Origin of the sequence: Geminicoccus sp. (genome assembly GCF_035556675.1) — a bacterium.
GTDB lineage: Bacteria > Pseudomonadota > Alphaproteobacteria > Geminicoccales > Geminicoccaceae > Geminicoccus.
In genome coordinates this window covers 40,575-51,201 of the sequence record NZ_DATMFZ010000115.1, presented here as the reverse complement: position 1 = coordinate 51,201, position 10,627 = coordinate 40,575, and the positions used below count along the sequence as shown (strand labels likewise).

At 69.8% G+C, this 10,627-nt stretch carries 12 protein-coding genes; 9 read left to right on the top strand and 3 right to left on the bottom strand.

Features of this window, described 5'->3' with window-relative positions:
- The first annotated feature begins 84 nt into the window (after positions 1-84).
- Positions 85-780: a Bax inhibitor-1/YccA family protein gene (locus VNS22_RS09435; protein WP_349261757.1), complete on the top strand. Its 696-nt coding sequence runs from the start codon at positions 85-87 to the stop codon at positions 778-780.
- A gap of 94 nt (positions 781-874) precedes the next feature.
- Positions 875-1,852 carry an esterase-like activity of phytase family protein gene (locus VNS22_RS09430; protein WP_325731764.1) on the top strand — a complete coding sequence of 326 codons (978 nt, stop codon included), beginning with the start codon at positions 875-877 and terminating at the stop codon, positions 1,850-1,852.
- A 34-nt stretch (positions 1,853-1,886) separates the two neighbouring features.
- Here the strand turns inward: VNS22_RS09430 and VNS22_RS09425 are convergent, their stop codons facing one another.
- Entirely contained in the window at positions 1,887-2,444 is a 558-nt protein-coding gene (locus tag VNS22_RS09425; RefSeq protein ID WP_325731763.1) for a VUT family protein, read from the bottom strand.
- A gap of 8 nt (positions 2,445-2,452) precedes the next feature.
- Positions 2,453-2,749 carry a 50S ribosomal protein L28 gene (gene rpmB / locus VNS22_RS28275; RefSeq protein WP_349261755.1) on the bottom strand — a complete coding sequence of 99 codons (297 nt, stop codon included), beginning with the start codon at positions 2,747-2,749 and terminating at the stop codon, positions 2,453-2,455.
- 262 nt (positions 2,750-3,011) lie between these two features.
- Between rpmB and VNS22_RS09415 the strand changes: the two genes are divergently transcribed.
- Positions 3,012-3,389, top strand: coding sequence for a phasin family protein (locus VNS22_RS09415; RefSeq protein ID WP_325731762.1), 378 nt, complete (start codon positions 3,012-3,014; stop codon positions 3,387-3,389).
- Positions 3,390-3,505: 116 nt separating this feature from the next.
- A complete protein-coding gene (locus VNS22_RS09410; protein WP_325731761.1) occupies positions 3,506-4,552 on the top strand; it encodes a hypothetical protein in 1,047 nt (348 codons plus the stop codon).
- On the opposite strand, the gene VNS22_RS09405 is transcribed toward VNS22_RS09410, so the two are convergent.
- Positions 4,525-5,106, bottom strand: coding sequence for a nitroreductase (locus VNS22_RS09405; RefSeq protein WP_325731760.1), 582 nt, complete (start codon positions 5,104-5,106; stop codon positions 4,525-4,527). The two genes, VNS22_RS09410 and VNS22_RS09405, sit on opposite strands and share 28 nt — an antisense overlap.
- 118 nt (positions 5,107-5,224) lie before the next feature.
- On the opposite strand from VNS22_RS09405, the gene VNS22_RS09400 reads away from it, so the two are divergent.
- The 5 genes from VNS22_RS09400 (at position 5,225) to VNS22_RS09380 (ending at position 10,624) form a co-directional block, all read left to right on the top strand.
- Positions 5,225-5,692, top strand: coding sequence for a MaoC family dehydratase (locus VNS22_RS09400; RefSeq protein ID WP_325731759.1), 468 nt, complete (start codon positions 5,225-5,227; stop codon positions 5,690-5,692).
- Positions 5,693-5,764: 72 nt separating this feature from the next.
- Positions 5,765-6,724, top strand: a complete 960-nt coding sequence (locus tag VNS22_RS09395) for a bifunctional riboflavin kinase/FAD synthetase (RefSeq protein ID WP_325731758.1) — start codon at positions 5,765-5,767, stop codon at positions 6,722-6,724.
- Positions 6,724-9,543 carry an isoleucine--tRNA ligase gene (gene ileS, locus VNS22_RS09390; protein WP_325731757.1) on the top strand — a complete coding sequence of 940 codons (2,820 nt, stop codon included), beginning with the start codon at positions 6,724-6,726 and terminating at the stop codon, positions 9,541-9,543. The genes VNS22_RS09395 and ileS overlap by 1 nt, the downstream gene beginning before the upstream one ends.
- A complete protein-coding gene (gene lspA, locus VNS22_RS09385; protein WP_325731756.1) occupies positions 9,540-10,013 on the top strand; it encodes a signal peptidase II in 474 nt (157 codons plus the stop codon). The genes ileS and lspA overlap by 4 nt, the downstream gene beginning before the upstream one ends.
- Entirely contained in the window at positions 10,010-10,624 is a 615-nt protein-coding gene (locus VNS22_RS09380) for a DUF3035 domain-containing protein (protein ID WP_325731755.1), read from the top strand. The genes lspA and VNS22_RS09380 overlap by 4 nt, the downstream gene beginning before the upstream one ends.
- Positions 10,625-10,627: the final 3 nt, after the last annotated feature.

Genomic DNA, 10,627 nt, shown 5'->3' with positions numbered 1-10,627 from the left:
GACGTACGAGCGTCGGCCACCCGAGGTCGCCGCCGCCCCTGAGGAGGTTACATGGCATTCGGCACGGATCCCCGCTTGGCGCGCATGGGCGGACGTGTAGCGGTCGACCAGGTCGACGCGGGCCTCCGCCGCTACATGCTGTCGATCTACAACTATATGGGCCTGGGCTTGGCGCTGACCGGCATCATCGCGATGTTCGTGGCCGCCACCCCGGCCCTCTACATCCCGATCTTCACCTCGCCGCTCAAGTGGGTGGTGATGCTGGCGCCGCTCGGCTTCATCTTCTTCCTGGGCTTCAGGCTCAACCAGATGAGCGTCTCCGCGGTACAGATGACCTTCTGGGCCTTCTGCGCCGTGATGGGCCTGTCCATGGCCTCGATCTTCCTGGTGTTCACCGGCGAGAGCGTGGCTAGGACCTTCTTCATCACCGCTGCCGCGTTCGGCGCCCTCTCGCTCTACGGCTACACCACCAAGCGCGACCTGTCGGCGATGGGCACGTTTCTGGTGGTCGGGCTGTTCGGCCTGATCATCGCGAGCGTGGTCAACATCTTCGTCGGCTCCTCCGCGATCCAGTTCGCGGTGAGCGTCGCCGGCGTGCTGATCTTCGCGGGCCTGACCGCCTGGGACACGCAGCGCCTGAAGGAGATGTATCTGGAGAACATGGAGCCGGGTGCCCAGACCAAGCTGGCGGTCATGGGGGCGCTGACCCTCTACCTGGACTTCATCAACATGTTCCAGTTCCTGCTGCAGTTCATGGGCGTGCGCACCAGCAGCGACTAAGTCGTCGCTTGTCGCACGGCTCTTGACCGGGCTGGGCCGGTCGTCCTGATGGGCGACCGGCCCTTTGTTTTTGCGCTTCTTCCGGATCCGCCCCTTGCCCAGATGCTCCAGTGCGCTAGCACTCGTCCTGCTGCTCGTCGCCTGCGCCGCGGAGCCCCCGCCCGTTCGGGCCGGCACCGAGACCGGATCGGTGCAGCGCGTGCCGGTGCCGGAGCTGGAACTGCCGCAGCGGCTGGCCGAAGGTGCGGTGCTCACCGCTGCCTGGGAGCTGCGCTCGCAGCTGCCGATCACCGGCCTGTCCGCCATGGCGCTGGATGGCGAACGGCTCCTCCTGGGTACCGACCAGGGCGACCTGCTGGAGACCTCCTGCCCGCTCGACCAGCCCCTCACCGAATGCGCAAACGAGTGGCGTTTCGATGGCCGGCTGGTGGCGCGTGGTGCACCCCGGGCCGATCTCGAGGCCCTGGCGGTCCGTCCGGACGGCAGCGTGGTGCTGGGCCTGGAGAACCGGCCGCGCCTGGCGCTGCTGGAAGGCCGGGCCGGCGACTACCGGATCGGCCATCTGGAAGGTGCGCCCGACCTGCGTTTCCTCGACCGCAATGCCGGCCCGGAAGCGGTGGCGGCGCTGCCAGACGGACGGCTGCTCACCATTCCGGAAGGGGCCGTGGAGCCGGATGGCCGCGCGCTGGTCCTGCTGCAGGACGCGGACGGGGACTGGCAGCGGCGCTGGCTGAGGCTGCCGGCCGCCGACCTCCTGCCGGTCGAGGCCGCGGTCGCGGGCGACCATCTGTTCGTCCTGCTGCGCCGCTTCGGCCTCCTGTCGGGCTGGCGCGGCGAGATCCTGGCACTGCCGCTGGGCGCGCTGGACCAGCCAGGCGACGCGTTCACGCCCCGGACGATCGCGGTCATCCGCCACGAGCCGCTCGGCGACAATCACGAGGCCATGGCGGTTCGCCAGCTCCCCGACGGCAGCTATTCGCTGCTGGTGGCCAGCGACGACAACGGCTTCGCCCTGCAGCGCCGGCTGCTTCTGGCATTCACTTGGCAGCCGTCGGCAGTCGGGGAAGGATGATCGGCGGAGAAGGGATGAGCGGCAGAGCGTCCGTTCAGGACGCGGACGGGCTCGGCAGGGCCAAAGCGCGCAGGTTCATGATCGCGCGGAACGGGATCAGCAGCGCCAGCGCCATGGCCAGCTTCACGGTCAGGTCGCCGATGGCCCAGCTCAGCCAGGGCAGGCCGGTGAACGCGAAGGCGCCGCCGAAGAACACGGCGGTGTCCCAGACCGAGGCCAGGATCGAACCCACCAGCGGCGCCTTCCACCAGGATGCGCGGCGCAGCCGGTCGAAGATGGTGATGTCGAGCAGCTGCGAGGTCAAAAAGGCCGCGCCGGACGCCAGCGCGATCCGGACATCGGACAGCAGCATCGACAGGACCACGCCCAGCGCGAAGCCGACATAGGCGACGTGGCGCGCGCGTTTGGGTCCGTACCAGCGATTGGTGAGGTCGGTGACCAGGAAGGCCAGCGGGTAGCTGAACGCGCCCCAGGTCAGCCAGTCATTGATCGGGAACTGGACCAGCCAGTTCGATGCGGCCACCACGGCCACCATCGCCGCCACTGCCTCGAAGGGCAGGGCGCGCAGCGGACGGGTCGTGACAGCCGCCATGGGAAAGGTCAGGCCTGGGCCGCGGCAGCGCGCGCTGCCACCACCCGCTCCTGGACACGGGCCAGCTCGGGCGACAGGTCCTTGCGCGACGCCTCGACCAGGAAGCCGTCCAGGCCACCATGCTTGTCGATGGTGCGGATCGCCGCCGCGGTCAGGCGGACGCGGAACTGCTGCTTCAGGCTCTCGCTGTAGAGCCGGCGGTACTGCAGGTTCGGCAGGTACCGGCGACGGGTCTTGTTGTTCGCGTGGCTGACATTGTTGCCGACGAGAACGCCCTTGCCCGAGACGGCGCAGCGACGTGCCATGGGGAGATCCTCAACTGAATTCTTGACCGATCGGACGAACGGGACCCGCAGGTGGCGGAAGTCCGGCACGCAGTGGCGCGCATCTAGCCCCGGGACGCCCGGACGTCAAGCACCGGCCCCGAGAGGCCGGCGGGCGCGGCTCATGTTGCACTGCACAAAAGAACTCTTGAAACTGGCGAGAGGGCCGCTTATCTAGGATTTTGTGCGGTGCAGCATAGCGACTGACGGCCGCCTCCCATTGCCGCCAGACCGGAGAGTTCCCATGGCTTCATATGCTTTCCCCGCCCCGAAGTTCGATGCCGACCTGTTCGTCGCCATCCAGAAGCGCAACGTCGATGCCTTCACCGGCGCCTCGCAGATCTTCGCCGACGGCATGCGCACCCTGGCGCAGCGCCAGGCCGAGATCGCCCAGGCCTCGTTCAAGCAGTTCATGGCCGACAGCCAGGCGTTCATGACCGCGAAGCCCACCGAGGTGAAGCCGGGCGACGTCGCCGCCAAGGTCAAGACCTCCTATGAGGCCGCCATCGCGAACGTCCAGGAGCTCGGCAACCTCGTGGTCAAGGTGCAGACCGACGCCATGAACGTGCTGAACAACGCCGCGGTCGCCAGCTTCGACGACATGAAGAAGATCGCCGCCTGAGCGATCGCCAGTACGGCCGGGCTTGCCCCGGCCGTCCGGTTCGAGAGAAGAGGCAGTGCCGGCCGGCGCTGCCTCTTTTTGTTGTAGCGGGCGACCTGCCGGTCCGGGAGGACGGGATGACGCGGCTCTGGATCGCCCTGTTGCTGGCGGTGGTGGGCATGCAGGGCCTAGCCCAGGCTTCGCCCGAGGCCGGCATCCGCAGCCTGCCGGCCCCGCTAGCCGGTGTCGGCAGGACGATCGAGCTCTGGTTTCCGGCCGGTGCGGGTGGCGTGCCGGAGCTGGTCGGTGCTTCCCTGGTCTTTCAGGGCGTACCCGCGCGCCGCGGCGCGGAACTGCCGGACGACAGGCTGCCCCTGATCCTGCTGGCCCATGGCGGGCTGCGCGCCAGCCCGCACGGCGGGGACTGGCTGGCCGCGGCGCTCGCCAGGCGCGGCCATCTCGTCCTGGTGATCCCGCCTCCCGCTCATGCCGAGGCCGACGCGGCCATCGCCGTCCGCGAGGTCTGGCAGCGGCCGGCCGCGCTCGTCGCCGCACTTTCTGCCCTCGAAGCCGAACCAGGGATGGCCGGCCGGATCGACCGCGATCAGGTGGCGGCAGTCGGATTCTTCCTGGGTGGGACCGCCGCCCTGGCGCTGGCCGGGGTGGAACCGGACCCGGAGCGCTTTCGGCTGAGCTGCACGCGCCATCCCGCCAGCCCCGACTGCCGTTGGCTCGCCCGGCAGGGCGTCGAGCTGGACGCGCTGGACCTGGCCGGCATCGCCGGCAACCATCGTGATGCGCGCATCCGCGCCGTGGTCGCCGTGAACCCGGAACTGGCTGACAGTCTTGCCGAAGCCAGCCTGGCAACGCTCGCGGTGCCGGCGGCGATCCTGAGCCTGGGCGAGGCCGAGACCCTGCCGCCCTGGCTGGATCCCGCCCCCCTGGCCGATGCCGGCCCCGGCCTGCGTCCCCGCATCATCCCGGACGCCGGCCCGTTCAGCGCCTTTCCCGAATGCACGGAGGCGGCGCCGGCGCTGCTGGCCGAGGAGGGGGAGGACGATGCGCTGTGCCGCGAGCCGCACGGCCGGTCGCGTGCGGCGGCCCACCAGCAAATCACCGCGGCGATCGCCGCGGCACTCGCCAGGAGCTTTGCCGCTCAGCCTGCGGCGGGTCCGGTCCAGTAGCGGGTCAGCTTGGCCGGGTCGGTCTTCGGGCTCGGCTGGTGCTCCGCCTCGTAGGAGCCGATGAACAGGAAGCCGGTGATCACGTCGTCGCCGGCACAGCCCAGCCCGGCGCGCACCACCGGGTCATAGGCGTTCTTGCCGGTGACCCACTTGGCGGCAAAGCCCTTGGCATGGGCGGCGAGCAGCATGTTCTGCATCGCGGCAGCGCCCGCGGCCAGCTGCTCGACCGCCGGAATCTTGGGATGATCGGCCCGGACCTGGGTGATCACCGCGATCACCGCGGTAGCGCGCTGCGGGTTGCGGCGCTGCTTGTCCAGGTCGGCCTCTTGCGTGTCCGGGTTGGCCGCCAGTGCCGCTGCGACGAACAGTTCGCCCAGCGCCTGGCGCGCCTCGCCGGTCACCACCAGGAAGCGGAAGGGAGAGATCCGGCCATGATCGGGTGCGGCCGCCCCGGCCGCCAGGATCGCGTCCAGCGTCGCCTGGTCGGGCCCGGGACTGCCCATCTTGAGCGGCGGCACGCTCGTGCGGCTCATGATCGCGGTCAAAGCATCCATCTTGCTATCCTCTGCTGGCCGATGTCGCGGCTGGGCTCGTGACGTAGCCGGCTACCGCCGTAGTGCCGCCCTTGTTGCATTGCGGGATACGGCCGCGCTAGGCCGGAGCGGCACGCCGATGCCGGATCAACCGCTGCCGCAGGAACGCATGTCCGACCAGGGTCATTATCTCGAGGATCTGCAGCCCGGCATGACCGCCTCGCTCGGCAAGACGGTCACCGATGCCGACCTGGTCCTGTTCGCCGGCGTGTCCGGGGACACCAACCCTGTCCATCTGGACGAGGAGTTCGCGCAAGGCACCATGTTCAAGGGCCGGATCGCCCACGGCATGCTGATCGCCGGGGTGATCTCCGCGGTGCTCGGCACCCGGCTGCCCGGTCCCGGCGCCATCTATGTCAGCCAGTCGATGAAGTTCCTGGCCCCCGTGCGGGTCGGTGACACGCTGAAGGCGTCGGTCACGGTGCGCGTGGTCGACTACGAGCGCCGCCGCGTCACCCTCGATACCGAATGCCGCGTGCGCGACACCAAGGTGCTGGCCGGCGAGGCGACCCTCATGGTGCAGCGCCGCCCGCGCGAGGCCGCCTGAGCGTACCGGCGCGCCAACGGGGGACGGGCGGGCAGGCTTGACCCGGCCTTTGCCCTCGCGCATCTGCCGCACATGCAGGTCCATCGCCATCTCGACCGTCTGCCCGATGCCGCCCGACACCTGGCGCTCGCCATCGGCAATTTCGACGGCGTTCATCTGGGACACCGCGCCATCCTGGGCCGGGCGGCCGCGGAAGGGCGGGACCTGGGCGTGCGCGCGGGCGTGCTGACCTTCGAGCCGCACCCGCGCGAGCTGTTCCAGCCGGACACGGCACCCAGGCGCCTGACCCCACTGCGGCGCAAGCTGGAGCTGCTGGGCGAGATCGGCGTCAGCCATGTGGTGGTGCCGCGCTTTACCCGTGCGTTCGCCGCCCGTTCCGCCGCCGACTTCGTGGACGCGGTCCTGGTCGGCCAGCTCGCGGCCCGGGTGGTGGTGGTGGGGGAGGATTTCTGCTTCGGCAAGGGCCGCGGCGGCGATGCGACCTTCCTGGCCGAGCGCCTGGCCCGGCACGGCGTCGCGACCATCGTCCACTGCAAGGTCTCGATTGGCGGCGAGACCTGCTCCTCCACCCTGATCCGCAGCCTCTTGGCCGAGGGCCAGGCGCGCGCCGCGGCCCGGCTGCTCGGCCGGCCGCACGTGGTGGAGGGCATGGTGGTCAAGGGGGCCGGGCTCGGCCACAAGCTGGGCTTCGCCACCGCCAACCTCCAGCCGCTCCACCCGCGCGCACTGTTGCCGGCCCACGGCGTCTATGCCGCCAAGGTCGGGATCGTCGGCGAGGACCAGAACGAGCCGCGCCCGGCCGTCCTGAACTGGGGCCGGCGGCCCACGGTGGACGGTGTCAAGGAGGTGCTGGAGGTCCATCTGTTCGACATCGCCCGCGACCTCTATGGTAGACGCCTGCGGGTGGGTTTCGTCGAGCGGCTGCGCGGCGAGATCCGGTTCCCGAACCTGGACGCGCTGGTGGCCCGCATCCATGAGGATGCCGCTGCCGCCCGCGCGCTCTTGTCGTCTCCCCTGCCGACTGCCGAATGATGAGCCAGGATCTGAAGAGCACGGTCTTTCTGCCCAAGACCGATTTCCCGATGCGGGCGGCCCTGCCCGAGCGCGAGCCCGCGATCGTCCAGCGCTGGATCGAGACGGGGCTCTGGGAGCGAATTCGGCGGCAGTCGAAGGGCCGGCCCCTGTTCGTCCTGCACGACGGCCCGCCTTATGCCAACGGCAACATCCATATGGGCACGACGTTGAACAAGGTCCTGAAGGACCTGATCAACCGCTCGCGCCAGATGCTGGGCCATGACGCCAACTACGTGCCCGGCTGGGACTGCCACGGCCTGCCGATCGAGTGGCAGATCGAGCAGGAGTACCGCAAGCGCGGTGCGGACAAGGACGCGGTGCCGATCGTCCAGTTCCGCGCCGAGTGCCGCCGGCACGCCGAGAAGTACCTGGACATCCAGCGCAAGGAGTTCCAGCGCCTGGGCTGCCTCGGCGACTGGGACAATCCCTACACGACGATGGCCTTCTCGTCGGAAGCGGCGATCTTCGAGGAGCTGGCCAAGTTCCTGAACAACGGCTCGCTCTATCGCGGGCTGAAGTCGGTGATGTGGTCGACGGTCGAGAAGACCGCACTGGCCGAGGCCGAGGTCGAGTATCACGACCATACCTCGACCTCGATCTGGGTGCGCTTCCCGCTCACCCGGGCGCTGGACCCGGCACTCGCCAACGCCGCGGTGGTGATCTGGACCACCACGCCCTGGACGATCCCGGCCAACCGGGCGATCGCCTATGGCGAGGAGATCGCCTATGTGCTGATCGAGCCCACCGAACTGGCCGAGGGCTCGACGGCGCGGGTGGGCGACCGCCTCGTGGTGGCCGAGGAGCTGCTGGAATCCTTCCTCGCCAGCGCCAAGATCACCGGTCATGCCCTGCGCGGCCGCTTCCCCGGCACCGCCCTGGCCAGTGCCAAGGCCGAGCATCCGCTCAAAGGCCTGGCCGGCGGCTACAGTTTCGACGTGCCGCTCCTGCCCGGCGACTTCGTCACCACCGAGCAGGGCACGGGCCTGGTCCACGTGGCGCCCTCGCACGGCGAGGACGACTTCAACCTGGGCACGGCGCACGGCATTCCCGCCGAGGATACGGTGGCGCCGGACGGCACCTACACCCCGATCGTGCCGGGCTTTGCCGGCATCCATGTGTTCAAGGCGCATGAGCCGGTGATGGCGGCGCTGGCCGAGCGCGGGGCGCTGCTGGCCTCCGCACCGCTGGTCCATTCCTACCCGCACAGCTGGCGCTCCAAGGCGCCGCTCATCTTCCGCGCGACTGCCCAGTGGTTCATCGCGATGGACGACGAGAACCGGCTGCGCGACAAGGCGATGGCCGCGATCGCCGCCACCACCTTCGTCCCGGACAAGGGCCGCAACCGGATCGGCTCCATGGTCGAGAGTCGCCCGGACTGGTGTGTCAGCCGCCAGCGCGCCTGGGGCGTGCCGATCGCGGTGTTCGTCGACAAGGCCACCGGCGAGCCCCTGCGCGACCCGGAAGTCTGCCGGCGGATCGCCGATGCCTTCCGCGCGGAAGGGGCCGATGCCTGGTGGTCGCGCGACCCGCAGGAGTTCCTGGGCGAGAAGTACCGCGCGGAGGACTTCGAGAAGGTCGACGACATCCTGGATGTCTGGTTCGACAGCGGCTCGACCCATGCCTTCACCCTGGAGGGCCGCGACGACCTGCGCTGGCCGGCCGACCTCTATCTCGAAGGTTCCGACCAGCATCGCGGCTGGTTCCAGTCGTCCCTGCTGGAAAGCTGCGGCACGCGCGGCCGGGCACCCTTCGAGGCGGTGCTGACCCACGGCTTCGTGGTCGATGCCGCCGGGCGCAAGATGTCGAAGTCGCTCGGCAACGTGCTCTCGCCCATGGACCTGATGAAGACCCATGGCGCCGACATATTGCGCCTGTGGGTGGTCTCGACCGACTTCGCCGAAGACATCCGGATCAGCAAGGACATCCTGGAGCGCACCGCCGACAGCTACCGCAAGGCGCGCAACACGCTGCGCTACCTCTTGGCCAACCTCCACGGCTTCACGCCCGACGAGATCCTGCCGGACGAGGAGCTGCCGGAGCTGGAGCGCTGGGTGCTGCACCGGCTGGCCGAACTGGACCGGGCGATCCGGGCCGGCAACGAGGCTTATGACTTCCTGGGGCCCTACAAGGACCTGCTGGAATTCGCGGCGATCGACCTGTCCGCCTTCTATTTCGACGTGCGCAAGGACGCGCTCTACTGCGACCATCCGGACGACCTGCGCCGGCGTGCCGCGCGCACCGTGCTGGACCGGGTGTTCGATTGCCTGGTGCGCTGGCTGGCCCCGGTCCTGGTGTTCACCACCGAGGAAGCCTGGCGCTACCGGCACGGGGAAGGTGCGGACAGCATCCATCTGGAGTGCTTCGCCGACCTGCCGGAGAGCTGGTACCGGCCGGAGCTGGGCGAGCGCTGGGCCAAGGTCCGCGATCTGCGCCGGGTGGTCACGGGCGTGCTGGAGATCGAGCGGCGCGAGAAGCGGATCGGCAGCTCGCTGGAGGCGGCACCCACCCTTTACATGACCCATGAGCAGCACCGGCTGCTGGCTGGCCTGGACATGGCTGAACTGTGCATCACGTCCGGCTTCGACCTGGTCGAGGGCGAGCCGCCGGCCGATGCGTTCCGCCTGGACGACGTGGCCGGTGCCGCGGCCGTGCCGCGCCCGGCCAGAGGCGAGAAGTGCCTGCGTTGCTGGCGGGTCTTGCCTGAGGTCGAGCCGTCGCCGGAACATGTCTGCCAGCGCTGCACCGGCGTGCTCGGCCGGCTCCGGGTCGCTGCATGAGCCATGTCCGCCCGGCCCTGATCCTGGCTCTGGTCGTGTTCGCCCTGGACCAGGTCTCCAAGGAGGTGATCCTGGCCGTGGCGGATGCCCTGCCGTGGGCGGTGCTGCCGTTCTTCAACTTGGTGCTGGTCTGGAACCCCGGGGTCAGCTTCGGGATGCTGGGCGGCGACCAGGCCACCGAGCCCTGGATCCTGGTGGGCCTGGCTCTCCTGATCACGGTCGGCCTGCTGGTCTGGCTGGTCCGCGAGCGCGACCGGGGCACCGCCCTGGCGATCGGCCTGGTGCTGGGCGGTGCCATCGGCAACGTGATCGACCGGCTGCGCCATGGCGCAGTGGTCGACTTCCTCGACTTCCATGTGGCCGGCTATCATTGGCCGGCGTTCAACCTCGCCGATTCGGCGATCGTGGTGGGGGCGCTGCTGCTCGTGGCGGAGAGCTTCATGGTCAAGAAGAAGGAGGCCGCGTCGTGAGAAGCCTCGGGACCGGCCTGCCCGGGCTTTCGGCCGGGCTGGCGATGCTGCTGCTGGCGGGCTGCGGCGAGACCACCGTCCAGGAGCAACTGGGCCTGTTGCGCAGCGGGCCGGATGAGTTCCAGGTGGTGCGCCAGGCACCTTTGGAGATGCCGCCATCCATGGCCGAGCTGCCGCCGCCCCGGCCGGGCGCGCCGCCGATCAGCCAGGCCGACCCGTCGCGGCAGGCGCGCAACGTCCTGCTCGGTGCCGCCACCACCGCACCGGTGACGACCGCCGCAGTCGATCCCGCCGCCGCGCCCGCGGCCGCCGCTGCGGATCGGACCTCGCCCGGCCAGCAGGCACTCCTGGCCGCCTCCGGCGGGACCGCCGCCGACCCGGATATCCGCCGGGCGCTGGCGCAGGAGCAGACCGATTCGACCTCGATCAGCGACCGCACCTTCCTGTTCATCGCATCCTGGCAGAAGACCAGCCCGGAGGACCAGCCGGGCGTGGTGCTGGACCCGGTGGCCGAGAGCCGGCGCCTGCAGGAAGCGGGCATCAACGCGGCCGAGCGGCCGCTCACCATGCGCGTCGGCAGCGTCCCGCTCGCAGCCCCGCCGATCAACTAGAAG